Annotated in this window: 12 protein-coding genes; 10 read left to right on the top strand and 2 right to left on the bottom strand. The window is 59.3% G+C overall.

Going from position 1 to position 17,140, the window contains the following annotated elements:
- Window positions 1-115: 115 nt before the first annotated feature.
- The gene (locus EX00_RS13830; RefSeq protein WP_047458608.1) at window positions 116-775 is read right to left on the bottom strand and encodes a GntR family transcriptional regulator; all 660 of its coding nucleotides are present in this window, start codon (window positions 773-775) and stop codon (window positions 116-118) included.
- Window positions 776-903: 128 nt separating this feature from the next.
- Here EX00_RS13830 and EX00_RS13825 point away from each other — a divergent pair, with 128 nt between their 5' ends.
- The 7 genes from EX00_RS13825 to EX00_RS13795 all read left to right on the top strand — a co-directional run bounded on the left by EX00_RS13825 (window position 904) and on the right by EX00_RS13795 (window position 8,376).
- Complete coding sequence (locus EX00_RS13825) at window positions 904-1,551, top strand: GntR family transcriptional regulator (RefSeq protein WP_047458605.1); 648 nt, start codon at window positions 904-906, stop codon at window positions 1,549-1,551.
- Window positions 1,552-1,662: 111 nt separating this feature from the next.
- Entirely contained in the window at window positions 1,663-2,499 is an 837-nt protein-coding gene (locus EX00_RS13820; RefSeq protein WP_047458601.1) for an ABC transporter substrate-binding protein, read from the top strand.
- A gap of 72 nt (window positions 2,500-2,571) precedes the next feature.
- Entirely contained in the window at window positions 2,572-3,267 is a 696-nt protein-coding gene (locus tag EX00_RS13815) for an amino acid ABC transporter permease (protein ID WP_047458600.1), read from the top strand.
- Window positions 3,268-3,283: 16 nt separating this feature from the next.
- Window positions 3,284-4,174 carry a 4-hydroxy-tetrahydrodipicolinate synthase gene (gene dapA, locus EX00_RS13810; protein ID WP_047458597.1) on the top strand — a complete coding sequence of 297 codons (891 nt, stop codon included), beginning with the start codon at window positions 3,284-3,286 and terminating at the stop codon, window positions 4,172-4,174.
- A 10-nt stretch (window positions 4,175-4,184) separates the two neighbouring features.
- The gene (locus EX00_RS13805; RefSeq protein ID WP_047458594.1) at window positions 4,185-7,103 is read left to right on the top strand and encodes an FAD-dependent oxidoreductase; all 2,919 of its coding nucleotides are present in this window, start codon (window positions 4,185-4,187) and stop codon (window positions 7,101-7,103) included.
- Window positions 7,100-7,828: an amino acid ABC transporter ATP-binding protein gene (locus tag EX00_RS13800; RefSeq protein WP_047458591.1), complete on the top strand. Its 729-nt coding sequence runs from the start codon at window positions 7,100-7,102 to the stop codon at window positions 7,826-7,828. The genes EX00_RS13805 and EX00_RS13800 overlap by 4 nt, the downstream gene beginning before the upstream one ends.
- A 131-nt stretch (window positions 7,829-7,959) precedes the next feature.
- Window positions 7,960-8,376: a DUF3830 family protein gene (locus tag EX00_RS13795; protein WP_047458589.1), complete on the top strand. Its 417-nt coding sequence runs from the start codon at window positions 7,960-7,962 to the stop codon at window positions 8,374-8,376.
- Window positions 8,377-8,452: 76 nt separating this feature from the next.
- On the opposite strand, the gene putA is transcribed toward EX00_RS13795, so the two are convergent.
- Window positions 8,453-12,157 (bottom strand): trifunctional transcriptional regulator/proline dehydrogenase/L-glutamate gamma-semialdehyde dehydrogenase, encoded by a 3,705-nt coding sequence (putA, locus tag EX00_RS13790; protein WP_047458586.1) that lies wholly within the window; start codon window positions 12,155-12,157, stop codon window positions 8,453-8,455.
- A 188-nt stretch (window positions 12,158-12,345) separates the two neighbouring features.
- Here putA and EX00_RS13785 point away from each other — a divergent pair, with 188 nt between their 5' ends.
- From EX00_RS13785 to EX00_RS30805, 3 genes are all read left to right on the top strand, one after another.
- Window positions 12,346-12,807 (top strand): Lrp/AsnC family transcriptional regulator, encoded by a 462-nt coding sequence (locus EX00_RS13785; protein ID WP_047458583.1) that lies wholly within the window; start codon window positions 12,346-12,348, stop codon window positions 12,805-12,807.
- A gap of 109 nt (window positions 12,808-12,916) precedes the next feature.
- Complete coding sequence (locus EX00_RS13780; RefSeq protein ID WP_047458581.1) at window positions 12,917-14,578, top strand: FAD-binding dehydrogenase; 1,662 nt, start codon at window positions 12,917-12,919, stop codon at window positions 14,576-14,578.
- A gap of 701 nt (window positions 14,579-15,279) precedes the next feature.
- Window positions 15,280-17,076, top strand: a complete 1,797-nt coding sequence (locus EX00_RS30805; RefSeq protein ID WP_052210738.1) for an HAD-IIIC family phosphatase — start codon at window positions 15,280-15,282, stop codon at window positions 17,074-17,076.
- Window positions 17,077-17,140: the final 64 nt, after the last annotated feature.

Here is a 17,140-nt window from a genome sequence, read left to right as displayed (position 1 = left end):
AACGCTTCACGGAAGCGCAGAAACGCTCTAGCTCTTTGTTCTGACGCAATTCCGGACGGAAAACCGCAGCACACTTTTCCTGGAATTGCTCTGGGCCCGCCGATCATGTCTATCGTCAGGCGACGCCCAGATGCTGGCGGGTAAAGGCGATCAGGCTTTCTATGTGGAGGGCGACGGCGGCACGGGTCTGCTCGGCGTCGCCACGTTCCACGGCCTCTATGATGACGAGGTGTTCGGTGGAATCGGGCTTCAGGCGATCCTTCAGGCGGTCGATCTCGAACAGGCGCGTGGTGGCGCGCAGCTCCCGTAGCACCTTCGCCATGACGGTATTTCCGCAATGGTCAATGATCAGATTGTGCAGGTTATCGTCGGAGACCCAATGCGCGTCGGTATGATAGGCGGTCGCGTCGAGAAGCTCATGGATCTCGCGCCTGACGGCGATCAGTTGCCGGCGCGGAATATTGGGGATCGCCAGCACGGCGGCCTCGGGCTCGATCAGCAATCGCAGCCGCAGGCTTTGCAAATATTCACCGATATCCACCTGGCGCACGACGTAGTTGCGGCCATCGCCCTTGCGCACCAGCCCTTCGCCTTCCAGCCGCTGTAGCGCCTCCCGCAATGGGGTGCGGGAAATGCCGAGGGTTTCGGCGAGCCTTGCCTCGACGATGACCTGTCCGCCCTTCAGCCGGCGATGGCGAATCATGTCGGAAACGGCCTTGTAGGTCAGCGAGGCAAGATTGTGCTGTCCGCCCGTGGACGACGGCGTCGCTGGCATGATTGAAATATCTGTCACCCTTACCTCATTTCCCGTGCCGCCCGCATTTCGCACGACAACGCACTTTCTTCGTATAGGCAGCTGTTACATATGATAGCCGATCTCGCAAAGAAGCAAAAAGGGAACTCATGGACAATCGCCTGAACGACGAGGGAGAGGCAAGCCTTGCCGAGGAAACCTATCGTCTGCTTTTAGCCGACATCCTCTCGGCCCGGCTGCTGGGCGGATCGGTGGTGCAGCAAAGGCGGCTTGCAAGCAAGCATGCCGTGTCGCGCTCTCCGATGCGCCACGCGCTCGGCCGCCTCGAAGGGGAGGGGCTGTTGGTCCGCAACGACAAGGGGGTACTTTGCGTCCGGGTCATAACGCTGAAGGACTATCTCGACAGCCTCGCGATGCGGCTGCTGCTTGAGCCAAGCGCCATTGCCCTGGCGGCTCCGCATATGGCCGAGGAGGAGTTGATGTCGCTCTCGGTGATGCTGGATGCGATTGAGGTCGAGCCGGATCCGGACCCGGAGCTCGTCTGGCAGTTCGACGATGCGCTGCATGGATCCATCGCCGCCGCCAGCGGCAATTCTTTCATGGCCGCCACGATCGGCGAAATGCGGCGCTATACGACGATCTTCGAAAGGCAGATGGCGGTGGTCCGGGCAAAGCCCGGTGTCGCCGAGCACCGGGCGATCCTGATAGCACTTTCGGCGCATGATTCCGATGCGGCGCGGCAAGCGATGGCGCGCCATCTCGAGGCGGTTCGGCAGGGCGTTCTGACAAATTACTGATGGTCCGTCCCAACAGCTCTTGCATCGGCGGTAAAGTTTTGTATAAAAGTGGGATCCCATATGAATGCAAACTTTGGGACGCCAATAAGAAAACCAGCTCCAGAGGTCATCATGCTCCGAATTCAATTGTCCCGCGGCGTTCTCGCCGCATCGTTCCTAGCGCTCTCAACATCGTTTGCCCTTGCCCAATCCTGCACGCCGAAGGTCGCGGCCGGCGAGCTGATCACGCCCGGCAAGCTCACCATGTCGACTAATCCGACGCTGCCACCCTTGCAGTTCATCGACTCCAGCGGCGAGCTGAAGGGCATGCGCGTCGAGCTCGGCACCGAGATCGCCAAGCGTCTCTGCCTTGAGCCGGAATATGTCCGCATCGAATTCTCCGCGATGGTGCCCGGCCTGCAGGCCGGCCGTTGGGACATGATCAACACCGGCATCTTCTTCACCGAGGAACGCGCAAAGATCATGCAGATGATCCCCTATGAGGATCAGGCGATCAGCGTTTCGATCGCACCGAAATCCGACAAGAAGGTTGCCAGCAAGGGCGATCTGGACGGCATGACGATCGGCGTCGAGATCGGCGGTTTCGAGGAAACCAAGACGCGCCTCCTCGACAAGGAATTGCGCGATGCCGGCAAGAAGGGCCTGACGATCCAGACCTTCGACAATTTCGCGCTCGCCTATCAGGCCCTGCGTGCCGGTCAGGTCGACGGCGTGGTGTCGATCGATGCCGTCGCCAAGGACTATGATGCGCGGGGCGACTTCAAGCGCGCTCTGAGCGGTCTCTATCCCGCACCGGTCGCCGTCGCCTTCAAGAGCCCGGCGCTTGCCGATGCCGTATCGGCGACGCTCAAGGAGATGAAGGCTGACGGATCGCTGAAGGCGCTGTTCGACAAATACGGATTGCCTATGGTGTCCAGTGATTATTCCGTGAAGGGTCCCGGCCGCTGATCGGATTGATCGGTTCATCGAAATGGCGATGCGCGGATCTTCCGCGCTCGCCTTGAGCAGAAAGTTACGTTCATGACGCTTTGGAGCTGGTCGGGTTTCTTCGGATACCTGTTTAATCCCTTCATCCTCGGTGGGGTCTTTACGACCATCTGGCTGACCGTCGTGTCGCTGACGGCGGGTCTTATCCTCGGATTTGTCCTTGCCCTGATGCGGCGATCACCGTTCCGGTTGGCCAAGATCCTCGCCAAGATCTACATCTGGCTGTTTCGCGGCACACCGTTGCTCGTCCAGCTCATCGCCCTCTACACGGCGCTGCCGCAGTTCGGCATTCGCTTCACCGTGATCGAGGCGGCCTTGATCGGGCTTGCGCTCAACGAAGCCGCCTATCTCGCCGAAATCATCCGTGCCGGCATCGAGGCTGTCCCGGAAGGGCAGGCTCGTGCTGCCCGGGCTCTCGGGATGACGGAGCGGCAGATCATGCGCCACATCGTCATGCCGCAAGCCTTCAAGGTGATCATTCCGCCGCTTGGAAACTCCGTCAACGGCCTGCTGAAGACGACCTCCGTGACCTCGGTCATCTCGATGGAGGAGCTTCTGCGGCGCACCCAGGTGCTCATCCAGGAGCACTTCATGGTGCTGGAGCTCTTCGCGGTGGCGGCCATCTACTACCTTCTTCTGACCACGCTCTGGGATTTCGTCCAGAACCATATCGAGAAGCGCTTCGGTCAAGCCACCAACCCCCGGCTTTCCATCACCGAAAAGCGCTAGAACCAGGATATCTGACATGACTAGGAAGTTTCGCGGTGTCTATACCGTGATGATCACGCCATTGGATGCAGACGGCGCCGTGGATTTGAAGGCGATGGCCGCCTTCACCGACTGGCAGGTGCGCGAGGGCATTCATGGCCTCATCCCGCTGGGGTCGACCGGCGAGTTCCTGTCGCTGAGCGAAGAGGAGCGCGATGGCGTGGCACGGACGGTCATCGAGACCGTTGCCGGCCGCGTCCCGGTGCTGATTGGCACCGGCGCGGAAGATACGCGCGAATGTGTGCGTCTGAGCCAAAAGGCCGAGGCGATGGGCGCCGATGGCGTCATGATCATTCCGCCCTTCTACTCTACGCCGACGGATGACGAGCTCGTTCATCATTATCGCACTGTGGCATCCGCGATCTCCATTCCGATCATGGTCTACAACAACCCGGCAACGGCCAATGTCGATCTGAAGCCGGAGCTGGTGAAGCGTATCGCCGAGATCAAGGGCTGCGACTATATCAAGGAATCCACTCTCGAAGTGACGCGGGTGCGTGACATCATCCGTCTGGCGGGCGAGAATATGACCGTTTTCGGCGGTATTCTCGGCTTCGAATCCTTCGTGATGGGAGCGGAAGGCTGGGTTGCTGTCGCTTCGAACGTGGCGCCGGGGCCGATGGCCCGCATTTTCGAGCTCGCTGCCGATGAGAAGAATACCGATGAAGCGCGCGCGCTTTACCTGAAGTGGCTGCCGGTCATCCAGGCGGTGGGTGGGCAGGCCTATGTTGCCGGGTCGAAGTCACTGCTGACGCATATGGGCTTTGCTGCGGGAATACCACGGCCGCCGCGCCTGCCGCTGCCGCCCGAGCAGGATGCAGCCATGAAAAAGCTGGTTTCGGACTTTGGTCTGACGTTCAGCGCCTGAGGATCGAGAAATGTCCGCCTCCCTTGCCAACCCCTATTCCGGATCGGAACCACCCGTCGAGTTCTTCGTCGACGGTGTGGCTCTGCATGCCGAGCGCGGGATGACGATCGCCGCGGCGATCGAGGCAGGCGGACGGCATGATTTTTCACGGGGCCTCAAGGGCGAGGCTCGTGGTCTCTTCTGCGGCATGGGCACGTGTCAGGACTGCCTTGTCACGGTTGACGGCAAGGTTAGCCAGCGTGCGTGCATGACATCGGTCAAGGAAGGAATGCAGGTTCGCCGACCGGCCTCAAAACCGGCGCCCACGGCAGACCATGCCGACCTTTGCGACGTGCCGACAGCGATCCCCTGTCTCGAGATGGACGTGCTGGTGATCGGCGCAGGGCCTGCCGGTCTGGCTGCCGCCGAGGTGGCCGCGAGCGTCGGAGCGAGCGTGACCTTGGTCGACGAGCGCGCTATCGCCGGCGGGCAATATTTCAAGCAGCCCTCGACCTCGAAGGCGGCATTGCGTCTTGGCGGCGATGAACAGGCTCGATCGGGTGCCGATCTGATCCGGCGCGCCCAAGCCGCCGGCGTGTCGATGATCGGCGGAACGCTCGTCTGGGGTGCTGCCAATGAGGAGAACGGCGCAAGGATCGCCTGTTACGGTCCGCAAGGTGCCTTTTACTGCAAGCCGCGAATGATCGTTATCGCCACCGGCGCCTATGAACGGCCGCCGGCAATTCCCGGCTGGACACGCCCCGGCGTCATGACCGCCGGAGCGGCGCAGACGCTGCTCAGAAGCTACGGCACGGTGCCCGGCGGACGGATCGTCATTGCCGGCAACGGCCCCCTCAACATCCAGGTCGCCAATGAGATCCGCAAGGCGGGTGGCTCCGTCGTCGCACTGGTGGAAACTGCTCCGGCGCCGTGGAAGCAACCGCTGGCGGCGCTCAAGCTTCTGGCCGCCGACAAGGCACTGGCAACAGGTGGATTGTGGCAGGTCGCGGCCTTGCGGGCGGCTGGTATTCCGATCCTGTGGGAAAGCCGGATTGCGTCGATAGACGGACAAGAGGGCGTCGAAACCATCACGGTCATTGGACCGGATGGCGAAACCAGGCTTGAGGTCGACACGGTTCTGATCGGTGGCAGTTTTGCATCCTCAAACGAACTTTCCAGATTGCTCGGTTGCGGCCACGACGTCATCGATGGCGATCTCGTTGCCACTACCAAGGATGATGGGGAGAGCACGCTTACCCATATCCATGTGGTCGGAGAAGCCGCCCGTTTTGGCGGCGCGCATATTGCCATGGCGCAGGGCCGGCTTGCCGGGATTGCTGTGGCCCGCAAATTGGGTTTCGACGTCGCGTCCGATCCGCTCGCTGAACGCAGGCTGGCGCGGCACCGGGCCTTTCAGGCAATGCTTTGGACCGTCTTCAAATCGGCTCGTCCAGTTGGCGACAAACTACCACCCGACGACACCGTCATCTGTCGCTGCGAGGGCGTTACCTATGGCACGCTGAGGGCGCTTGGCGAGAAAAGCGCCAAGGACATTGCGACACTGAAGCGATTGTCGCGTGCCGGGATGGGGCGCTGTCAGAGCCGCTATTGCGGACATGCGATTGCGGCCGTTGCGGGAGAAAAACGCACCGCCGGAGAGACGCGCGGCTTTCTGGCGCCGCAAATGCCCCTGCGGCCGGTGCCGCTGGCAGCACTCGCGGTCGAAAAACCGGAATGGGGCGGCCACAAGCGGGCGATGCTGCCGGAAAGACCGCCGCTGGAAAGCCGCGAACCGTTGCCCGTGTCACAGACCTCGACACTGGTCATCGGCGCCGGGATCGCCGGCTTGTCGACGGCCCTCTTTCTCGCCCGCGAGGGCGAAGAGGTCACCGTATTGGAGCGCGCCTTTCCGAATTCGCTGGCCTCGGGCGGCAATGCCGGCAGCCTGCATGCGCAGCTTCTCTCCTTCGATCACGGCGCGCGTGCCGAAGGCGGTGGTAGTGCGGCGGCGCAGACGCTGCCGCTGCAGCGTGATTCCATTGCTCTCTGGGCCGCTCTACAGAATGAACTTGGCTGCGATTTCGAGATGAAGGTGACGGGCGGCTTGATGGTCGCCGAGACCGAGGCGCATATGCGCTTCCTCGCCGAGAAAGTCGGCGTCGAGCAGCGGGCTGGCATCGATTGCAGGCTGATTGGCCAAGAGGAATTGCGCGCGCTGGAACCGGCTTTGTCGCCTCAGTTCGTGGGTGCCGCCTATTGCTCGCAGGAAGGCAAGATCAATCCGCTCGTCGCCACCCAGCACATTCTCGAAGCCGCACGGGCGAAGGGCGCGCGCATCTTCGAAACATGCGAGGTCCTCGGCATCGTGCCCGGTCCGGCCGGCTTTGAGGTCACGACATCGCGCGGGACTATCCAGGCAAAACGCATCGTCAATGCGGCCGGCGCCTTCTCAGCGCGGATCGGATCGATGCTTGGCCTCGATATTCCCGTCTTCGGCGCGCCGTTGCAGATGGTGGTGACGGAAGCGGCCGCTCCGCTGATCTCTTGCCTCGTTGCCCATGCCGATCGTCATCTGACCTTGAAGCAGGCGGCCAACGGCAATTTCGTCATCGGCGGAGGCTGGACGGCCGGCCTTGATCCGGTGCATCAGCATCCAAGACCGCTATTGTCGAGCCTTGAGGGCAATCTCTGGGTTGCCCAGCATGTGGTCCCGGCGCTGCGCAAGCTGCATGTCATCCGTAGCTGGGCGGCGATGAATATCAATATCGACGGAGCGCCGATCCTCGGCGAGCATCCGTCGCAGCCCGGCTACTTCAGCGCCGTGACATCCAACGGCTATACGCTCGGCCCGATCGTCGGCCAGCTGACCGCGCAGCTCGTCCTTGGTCGCGAAACCGGCAGGGCGCTGCAACCCTTTTCCATCACTCGTTTCGCGAAAGGCCGCTCATGATCGAAATCAGTGGCGTCTCCAAATTCTACGGCAATTACGAAGTCCTGAAGAACTGCTCCGTCAAGGTCGATCGCGGCGAGGTTGTCGTCGTCTGCGGTCCGTCGGGCTCCGGCAAGTCGACGCTAATCAAATGCGTGAACGGACTGGAGCCTTTCCAGAAGGGTTCCATCCGCGTCCACGGCATCGAGGTGGGGGATCCGAAGACGGATCTGCCGAACCTGCGCACCCGCATCGGCATGGTCTTCCAGAATTTCGAGCTTTTCGCGCATCTGACCATCATCGACAATCTGATGTTGGCGCAGAAGATCGTGCTCGGGCGCAGCGAGACGATCGCCAAGACCAAGGCCATGCAGCTTCTCGATCGCGTCGAGCTGGCTGATCATGCCAACAAGTATCCGAGCCAGCTTTCCGGCGGCCAGCAGCAGCGCGTGGCGATTGCGCGGGCGCTCGCCATGGATCCCTTGGCGATGCTCTTCGACGAGCCGACGTCGGCGCTCGATCCGGAGATGATTTCGGAAGTGCTCGATGTCATGACCGGCCTTGCGAAAGATGGGATGACGATGATGGTCGTCACCCACGAAATGGGCTTTGCCCGTCGCGTCGCCACCCGCGTGATCTTCATCGACCAGGGCGAGATCGTCGAGGACCGCCCGAGCGAAGACTTCTTCGCCGGCAAGCATAATCCGAGGACGGAAGCGTTTCTCGGCAAGATCCTGCAGCACTGAGGAGGCGACATGACCGCCTTCGACTTCATCACTCAGAAGGGCACCGTTGCGACCGTGTCCGGACACCGCTGATATTGCCCCGCTCAGACGGGACCGACAAATGACATTACCAACGTAAGGAAAGACATCCGATGAAATTGAAGATTACCGCCGGCCCCTTCGAATTCGATGCCGTGCTTGAAACCGCAAAGGCCCCGAAAACCTCGGAGGTTTTCCTGAAGCAGATGCCGTTCGAAGGCCAGATCGTGCACGTTCGCTGGTCGGGTGAGGGCGTCTGGATTCCGCTCGGCGACCTTGATTTCGGCGTCGGATATGAAAACCACACCAGCCATCCCGCGCCGGGGCATATCATTCTCTATCCGGGCGGCATCAGCGAAACCGAAATCCTGCTTGCCTATGGCGGCGTCGATTTCTCGTCGAAAATGGGCCAGCTTGCCGGCAATCACTTCATTACGGTAACGTCCAACCTCGACAAGCTGCCGGAACTTGGCCGCCTGACCCTGTGGGAAGGCGCACAGAAAATCCTCTTCGAGACGGTCGAGGGCTGAGGCTTCGCTAGCGAACACGATCACGGACCATCCAACGTCCGTGATCGGCTTGCTTGATCGGTGCGTATAACGCGCACTATCCGATCGACATCAGGCTTGCATTCCCGCCCGCTGCTGCCGTGTTGATGGAGGTCGTTACCTCCTCCAGCAGCCAGTTCAGGCAATAGGCATCAGGTCCTTTCGCGATCTCGTCGCTCGATGCGCCCTGGACAAGAACCAACGGTCCCGGAAGAGCTGCAATCGCTTGCACCGCTACCTTTATCCGATCCGCATTTCCTTCGATCAGCGCGCCCGCAAAGGGGCCATCCGCTGCCCAGTCATTCGACCAGGAGATGCGGTTGGCGACCTTTTCCGGCAGACCGCGAAGCTCGTCCTGAAGCGCCGACGAGGCGTCCACCACGATGGAATTGCCGGTGGCAAGGGCTGCCGCAAGCTGAACGTAGAGGCCAAGCGCCGTTTGCGGCATGAGCAATACTTTCCCGCGAGGATGCAGTTGATAAAGGTTCAGCTCGCCGACGGGACCGGGCATTTCGATGTTAAGGCCCAGCGATGACCCGCTGGCGATAGCGCGCGCCCGCTCGGCTGCTTGCGGTACTCCCTTGCCGTCGAGCCAGGTCAGGAACTCGTTTGCGGCCTGATCCGTCTTGACGCTCGCATCCCGAAGCGGCTCGGTCGAGGAGGCGACCAGCCGGCGAAGATAGAGGGGGCCGCCGGCCTTTGGCCCGGTGCCGGAAAGGCCGCGCCCGCCAAACGGCTGGACACCCACCACGGCGCCGATGATGTTTCGATTGACGTAGAGATTGCCCGCCTTAACGCGCCCGGTGACATGTGCGATGGTGCCGTCAAGCCGCGTGTGCAACCCGAAGGTCAGTCCGTAACCCGAAGCATTCACCGCATCTATCAGCTTGTCGAGTTTCTTCCGCTGGTAGCGGATGATATGCAGTACCGGGCCGAACACTTCCTTTTTGAGGTCCGCCAGGTTGTTGATCTCGATGATTGTCGGGGCGACAAATGTTCCCTTTGCCGCAGCGGGCGGAAGGTCGACTTGTTGTACCTTGCAACCCAGCTTGCGCATGTTTTCGATATGCTCGTCGATGCCGCGCTTGGCATTATCATCGATGACTGGGCCGATATCGATCGCCAGCCGATCGGTGCGACCAACCGACAATTCGCCGAGCGCGCCGCGCAGCATGGTCAAGGTCCGGTCGGCGATCTCCTCCTGCAAGCAGAGAACGCGAAGGGCCGAGCAGCGTTGCCCGGCGCTATCGAAAGCCGAGGCGATGACGTCGCCGACGACCTGCTCGGCGAGCGCGGAGGAATCGACGATCATGCCGTTCTGCCCGCCGGTCTCTGCGATGAGCGGGATCGGCTTGTTGAATTTAGACAATCTCTCCGCAAGCTGTGCCTGGATGAGTCGGGCCACTTCCGTCGACCCGGTGAACATCACGCCCGATGTCTCCGGAGCGCCGACAAGGGCGGCGCCCGTTCGGCCGCTGCCGGGCACGAACTGGAGCGCGCCGCGCGGAATTCCTGCTTCATGGAGAATGCGCACGCCTTGCGCGGCGATCAGCGGCGTGACGCCGGCCGGCTTGGCGACGACCGGATTGCCGGCGACGAGCGCGGCCGCGATCTGGCCGGTGAAAATCGCCAGCGGAAAATTCCATGGGCTGATGCAGACGATCGGGCCGAGCGGAACGCTGTCAGGCTTCAGCACCTTGCGCGCCTGCTCGGCGTAATAGCGCAGGAAGTCGATGGCCTCCCTGACTTCGCCGATGGCGTTGGCGGCCGATTTCCCGGCCTCGCGCATCACCAAGCCGATCAATGTCTCCATCTCCGCCTGCATCAGGTCCGCGGCCCGTTCCAGCCGCTCGGCCCTGACGGTCGGACTGACGGCAGCCCATTCCGGAGCCGCTTCGGCAGCGAGACGCATCACGATGGCCGCATCATCGGTACCCAATTCAGTGACATGACCGACGAGATCGGAATGATCGGCAGGATTGAGGACGGGCCGGGTTTCGCCGCGTTCGGAGCCATCCGCGAGCAAGGGCTTGGCAACCCATTCCATCGCCGCCGACGCCTGCAGGCGCTCGGCAAGGCCCGCCAGCGATGTCTCGTTCGACAGGTCGATGCCGGCCGAATTCCTGCGGACGTCATGGAAGAGATCGGCGGGAAGAGCGATCTTGTCGTGCTGGGCGCCAACGACTTTCATCGCGCGCACCACTTCGACCGGATCGGCAATCAGGTCGGCGACCGGGATGGCGGGGTCGGCGATCTTGTTGACGAAAGAGGAATTGGCTCCGTTTTCAAGCAGGCGCCTGACGAGATAGGCAAGCAGCGTTTCATGCGTGCCAACGGGCGCATAGATCCGGCAGGGGCGATCGAGATTGTCGCTGCCCACGACTTCCTCGTAAAGCGGCTCGCCCATACCATGCAGGCATTGGAATTCATATTTGCCGACGGAAAAGTCGTTGCCGGCCATCTGATAGATCGTCGCCAGCGTCTGCGCATTATGCGTCGCGAATTGCGGGAAGATCAGATCGGTCGCCGCGAGCAGCTTCTTGGCGCAGGCGATGTAGGAAACGTCGGTGTAGACCTTGCGGGTGTAGACGGGGAAACCGTCGAGGCCGTCGACCTGGGCGCGCTTGATCTCGGCATCCCAATAAGCACCCTTCACGAGACGGACCATCAGCCGGTGCCCCGAGCGGCGGGCGAGATCGATGATGAAGTCGAGAACATGGGGGCAACGCTTGCCGTAAGCCTGCACCACAAAGCCCATGCCGTTCCAGCCGGCAAGATCAGGGTCGAGGCAAAGCTCCTCCAGAAGGTCGAGCGACAGTTCAAGCCGGTCGGCCTCTTCGGCATCGATGTTCAGGCCAATATTGTATCGCTTGGAGAGGGCAGCGAGCGCCTTCACCTTCGGCAGCAGTTCGCCCATGACCCTTTCGGTCTGCGAGCGCACATATCGCGGATGTAGGGCGGAAAGCTTGATGGAGATACCAGGGCCTTCGTAAATGCCGCGGCCCGCCGAAGCCTTGCCGATTGCGTGGATCGCGGCTTCGTAGTCGCGATAATAACGCTCGGCGTCGGCCTGTGTCGTCGCGGCTTCGCCAAGCATGTCATAAGAGTAGCGGAAGCCCTTGGCTTCGAGTGTGCGGGCGCGCCGCAGCGCCTCGTCGATCGTCTCGCCGGTGACGAATTGCTCGCCCATCATCCGCATGGCCATGTCGACGCCACGGCGAACGACCGGCTCGCCGCAGCGCGCGATCAATCGTGTCAGCGCGGCCGATAGCCCCTTGTCGTTCACCGTCGAGGTGAGCTTCCCGGTAACGACCAGTCCCCAGGTGGCGGCGTTGACGAACAGAGAACGACCGCCGCCCAGATGCGACTTCCAGTCGCCGTCGGAAATCTTGTCCCGGATCAGGGCGTCGCGCGTGGCAGTGTCCGGAATGCGAAGCAGGGCCTCGGCGAGGCACATCAGGGCGACACCCTCCTGGCTCGACAGCGAATATTCATGCACCAGACCCTCGACGCCGGTTCCCTTGTGCTTGGCGCGGAGAGCCTCGATCAATATCCGAGCGGTCTTCTTGACGGCATTCCGGACAGCCTCCGGCAGGGTCGCCGCCTCGATCAGCGGTGGAAGGCATTCCGTCTCCGGACGCCGATAAGCGTCGGTGATTGCCCGGCGCAGAGGCCCTTGCCCGCGGATCGGCGGCGCGAATTGCGCGAATGGCGGGGCGGGCGGCGGTGTCGGCTGATCGGCGAGTTTGGCGGTGGCTGTCATGGTTACCTCGAGGTGCAATGGTCTGAAATGCCGATCGCCTGTTAGGCGTTTGTTGCTTGGCTGGAGTGACGCTCCAACGCGTCGAGAGATTATATCTCAGCCGTAAAGGACGTTCTGCCTTGAATTTACGAAATTGCAGTCATATTGAACTTCAATATCCGACATTTCAAATGGGATTGCCTATAGAAATGACTAAAACCAGTGAAATAGACCAGTTCGATCAGAAGATCCTCGATGCGCTCGTGGAAGACGGCCGCATGTCGATCACGGACCTTTCCGAGCGTGTCGGCCTTTCCAAGACGCCCTGCCAGGCGCGATTGAAAAAGCTGATCGACACGGGCTACATCGACGGCTTCAAGGCAATTCTGAACCCCGCCAAGTTCGGCCTCGATCATGTCGCCTTTGCCGAGGTGAAACTGACGGATACGCGCGAGCAGGCTTTGCTCAGCTTCAACAATGCCGTCAAAAAGATCAAGGAAATAGAAGAGTGCCACATGATCGCCGGCCGCTTTGATTATCTTCTCAAGATCAGGACGTCGGATATCCGCCGATACCGGATCGTGCTTGGCGAGAAGATCTCAAGCCTGCCATTCGTGGCGAGCACCTCGACCAATGTCGTCATGCAGGCGGTCAAGGAAAGCTGGTCCTAACGTCCCGTTTTAATCGAACATATCAGCTTGGCTGCCATCGATTTTGCTTCGCGGAGTTCTCCCCACGATACAACTATAGTAAGAGAAATTCGCGTTTTGGGAGGATGCGATGCAAAAATTGTCTGCCGATGCCATTGTTGTGGGAGCCGGCCTGTCGGGTCTCGTTGCCGCGACGGAACTTGCCGATGCGGGCCGGAAAGTGATCGTCGTGGATCAGGAGCCAGAGCAAAATTTCGGGGGGCAGGCTTTCTGGTCGCTGGGTGGATTGTTTCTTGTCGATTCACCGGAGCAGCGCCGGCTTGGCATCAAGGATTCACGCGACCTCGCATGGCGGGATTGGCAGGGCACGGCAGGCTTCGATCGCAATGAGGACTATTGGCCAAGACGCTGGGCGGAGGCCTATGTCGACTTCGCGGCCGGCGAAAAGCGTAGCTGGCTGCGGGCCATGGGCCATCGCATCTTTCCGATCGTCGGATGGGCGGAGCGTGGAGGGGCCAGCGCAACCTCCCACGGCAATTCCGTTCCGCGGTTTCATATCACATGGGGAACAGGACCCGGTGTGGTCGAACCGTTCGAACGGCGCGCCCGGGCGGCTGAAGAGAAAGGCCTGATCCGCTTTTTATGGCGGCATCGCGTCGACAGGCTGACGGTCGTCAATGGCGCTGTCACTGGCGTTTCGGGTGCCGTTCTGGAGGAAAGCGACGCAAATCGCGGCATGGAAACCTCGCGCGTGGAAGTGGGCGATTTCGAACTGACCGGCGGTGCCGTCATCGTGGCGTCCGGCGGCATCGGCGGCAATCTCGATCTCGTGCGCCAGAACTGGCCGGAGAGATTGGGCAAGCCGCCGGAGACGATGGTCTCGGGCGTTCCAAAGCATGTCGACGGCAGGATGATCGGAATTGCCGAGGAAGCCGGAGGGCGCCTGATCAACCGCGACCGGATGTGGCACTATACCGAAGGCCTCAAGAACTGGGCGCCGATCTGGCCGAACCACGGGATCCGAATTCTCCCCGGGCCATCGTCGATGTGGTTCGATGCCAAAGGCAACCGGCTGCCCCAGCCCAACTATCCCGGCTACGATACCCTGACCAGCCTGCAGCACATCATGTCTACCGGCCATGACTATAGCTGGTTCATTCTGAACCAGAGCATTATCCGCAAGGAATTCGCTCTTTCCGGATCCGAACAGAACCCCGATTTCACCGGTAAAAGCTGGAAGCTGGTGATACGCCGCGCCCTCAGCAAGACGGCGCCCGCGCCCGTTGAGGCATTCAAGCAGCATGGCGAGGACTTTGTGGTCGCCAACAGCCTGCCGGATCTCGTGGCCGGCATGAACCGTCTTGTCAAATCGGAGCTGCTGCAACTGGAAAAGATAGATCGCGAGATCCGCGCTCGCGACGGACAGATCGCGAACCGCTTTTCCAAGGATGCCCAGATCACGGGCATTCACAATTCCCGTAGCTATCTGGGCGACAAGATCGGGCGCACCGCCAAGCCGCATCCAATCCTCGATCCTGCCCATGGTCCGCTCATCGCGGTGCGTCTCAATATTCTCACCCGCAAAACCCTGGGTGGTCTGGAAACCGATCTTGAAAGCCGCGTTTTCGATGGTCGCGGAGACATCATTCCCGGCCTGTATGCGGTCGGGGAAGCCGCAGGATTTGGCGGCGGCGGCATGCACGGCTATCGCGCGCTGGAGGGGACTTTCCTGGGTGGCTGCCTCTTTTCCGGACGCGCCGCGGGACGTTCTGTCGTCCGGCAAGGAATGTGATGTCTTTCAGAATAAATTGTTCCTGACGACGTTTTTAGACCAACCGGCAATATTGACCAAGCTGCGACGTTTTCTGGGTCGGATTTTGCCAAAGGAAACCCATTCCGGGCGTTGGCGTTACACAACGGTCGGCGAGCACACCGTCCTTTCCTTTGCGTAATTTCTGAAAATTCCGAGGCTGCCCAATGCCATCGTGAAGCGCCAAGCAGGGCACGTCGGTCTCCGGCCCTTACCATTCATTCCATGACGCCTGGAATGTGACGCAGATGCTCCCTGCGTCACTGACGCGTTACTCCGCCAATCTACTGTGCCCGGGCGAATTCGTTGTCGACAGCCATGCCCTCTCTCTCATCACAACTGTTGGGCGTCTAAGTTATCGAAAATTTCAGCCTATGGTGCGGAATACGTATAACGTAGACGGTTTCCGGCTGGCGTCGATGCAAATCTATAATGATATTACTTATCTATGGTAGAAAATATGATGGTTGTAGCATGATATTCATCGATATTTAGGTATTTCATGTATTTTCAAACTTAAAATACATGTATGCGTATATTTATTGCTACGATGTTTATATTATTTAAGTATAAATCTTATTTCATGAAGTAAATATTTTATTCTATATCATATATAAAATAATTTTCTAAATAATTTAAGCATTCTCCGATGAGATCTCAACCGCACAATCAGGCACAAAGAAATGCTCGAAAGCAACCTATCAGTGACGAGATCGACCTCCGAGTTCAGCTTTCGGGTACCACAAGACTTGGCTGTGCTCGCTACCGAAATCAAACGAATTCTCGTTATTGGCTCGTGCACTTCGCAGGGTGTTTCGGAATATGCGCATCGCGTTTTCCCGGATGTTCAAGCAGACCATATTCTTTACAATTTTCCCGGCGTTTCCGAAGGCGCTTTGCCAAGGCCCGCTGATGAATATGACTTTCAGTTTGTCTATCTTCCATTGCGAACCGTCCTACCCGAAACGATGCTCGCTGATCTATCCCATGAAAGCGAAGCGCCCTTCATCGAGAAATTCGAAGAAGCGAAGGATAGGCTTTTTCAAACGCTGAACGGTGCATTGCAATATACCGAAAACTCCAATCTATTGACGTTCGTATCGGAGTTTCTGACACCTCAGCAGAACCTCATAGGGCGGCTTTTGCCCCGCCACGATTTTCGCAACCCGACCTATTTTGTTGAACAGCTCAATAAGGTCCTTCATCAGATTGCGGAAGAAAGGACCAATACTCATATCGTTCAAACCGATGCGATAGCCTGCACCTTTGGCAAAAAATATATCCAGGAAGACTTCGTTTGGACATGGAGTCACGCGTCCTATGCCAATGATTGGGACAGCGAGCATGATACGGGACGCATCGCTGTTCCCACCAAGCTTTCGGACCTTTATCCATTCAATATAGATGACTTCGTCCTCGCGTTATGGGGTGAAGTAGATGCCATGTATCGGACGATCAGGCAGAAAGACAGTGTGAAGCTGGTGATCCTGGATCTCGACGACACCCTTTGGCGTGGCGTCGTGGCTGAGGAAGGCATTCACCCCCATATCCTTGAAGGCTGGCCGCTTGGGATGGTCGAAGCCCTGAAGTATCTCAAACACAGGGGTATAATCCTTGCAATCGTCAGCAAAAACGAGGAAGCGACTATAAATGAACTTTGGCCAGATATTCTTGGTGGGAGGCTTAATCTTGATGATTTTGCGATCCGGAAGATCAATTGGCGGCCGAAGGCTGAAAACATCCAGGAGATTCTGACTTATACAAACCTCCTGCCGAAGAATGTTCTCTTTATTGACGACAATCCGGTCGAGCGCCAATCGGTCCAGGCGGCGTTCCCGGCAATCCGCACATTGGGAGCGGAGCTATACTCGATCCGGAGAATCCTTCTATGGGCGCCGGAGTTGCAGGTGCCTTACATCAGTCAGGAATCCGCTCGTCGTACAGAGATGATCCAGGATCAAGTCAAGCGTGAGACGGCCAGGACCCAGATGAGTCGCGGCGAGTTTCTCACATCCCTGGGGGTGAAGGTTGCTATCCGGGAGATAACAGATATCTCACATAGTAGCTTCGCACGCGCATTCGAATTACTCAATAAGTCCAATCAATTCAATACGACTGGCAAGCGATGGAGCATGGAAGAATGCAGCCGGGCATTTGCCGATGGTTGGAAATTCTCAACGTTTGAAGTTCAAGACAACTACTCCTCCTATGGGCTGGTCGGTGTGGCAATACTGAATCGGTTTCACCTGGATCAGTTTGTCATGAGCTGCCGGGTCGTTGGGCTTGGGGTTGAAAGCGCTGTCCTTCGTTTTCTCTATCATCATGGAGATCTGAAGAGCGGACGTATTATCGAAACGGAAGCCAATCTGATTGTTCGCGATCTCTTTCAGAAATGCGGTTTCTATTACGATGGAGCCCATTGGGTGACGGATGGCGATTTTCCCGAAGCATACTCACATGTAAAGATCGGGGTCGCTTGAGTGGTGAGTTCTATCGCCGCACTTGAAATAGCCCCCCGCTTCCGGCACACAGCCCATGGAACGA

The sequence above is a fragment of the Martinezella rhizogenes genome, from assembly GCF_000799715.1.
Taxonomy (GTDB): Bacteria; Pseudomonadota; Alphaproteobacteria; order Rhizobiales; family Rhizobiaceae; genus Rhizobium; species Rhizobium rhizogenes_C.
Note: the sequence above shows the minus strand (reverse complement) of the source record. Positions and strands in the feature narration are given on the sequence as shown.

Excerpts from the sequence above, each read along its gene's own strand:
- EX00_RS30805 (WP_052210738.1), top strand. The coding sequence starts at position 15,280 with ATGCTCGAAAGCAACCTATCAGTGACGAGATCGACCTCCGAGTTCAGC.
- EX00_RS13820 (WP_047458601.1), top strand. The coding sequence starts at position 1,663 with ATGCTCCGAATTCAATTGTCCCGCGGCGTTCTCGCCGCATCGTTCCTA.
- EX00_RS13830 (WP_047458608.1), bottom strand. The coding sequence starts at position 775 with ATGCCAGCGACGCCGTCGTCCACGGGCGGACAGCACAATCTTGCCTCG.
- EX00_RS13805 (WP_047458594.1), top strand. The coding sequence starts at position 4,185 with ATGTCCGCCTCCCTTGCCAACCCCTATTCCGGATCGGAACCACCCGTC.
- dapA (WP_047458597.1), top strand. The coding sequence starts at position 3,284 with ATGACTAGGAAGTTTCGCGGTGTCTATACCGTGATGATCACGCCATTG.
- EX00_RS13780 (WP_047458581.1), top strand. The coding sequence starts at position 12,917 with ATGCAAAAATTGTCTGCCGATGCCATTGTTGTGGGAGCCGGCCTGTCG.
- EX00_RS13825 (WP_047458605.1), top strand. The coding sequence starts at position 904 with ATGGACAATCGCCTGAACGACGAGGGAGAGGCAAGCCTTGCCGAGGAA.
- EX00_RS13795 (WP_047458589.1), top strand. The coding sequence starts at position 7,960 with ATGAAATTGAAGATTACCGCCGGCCCCTTCGAATTCGATGCCGTGCTT.
- EX00_RS13785 (WP_047458583.1), top strand. The coding sequence starts at position 12,346 with ATGACTAAAACCAGTGAAATAGACCAGTTCGATCAGAAGATCCTCGAT.
- EX00_RS13815 (WP_047458600.1), top strand. The coding sequence starts at position 2,572 with ATGACGCTTTGGAGCTGGTCGGGTTTCTTCGGATACCTGTTTAATCCC.
- putA (WP_047458586.1), bottom strand. The coding sequence starts at position 12,157 with ATGACAGCCACCGCCAAACTCGCCGATCAGCCGACACCGCCGCCCGCC.
- EX00_RS13800 (WP_047458591.1), top strand. The coding sequence starts at position 7,100 with ATGATCGAAATCAGTGGCGTCTCCAAATTCTACGGCAATTACGAAGTC.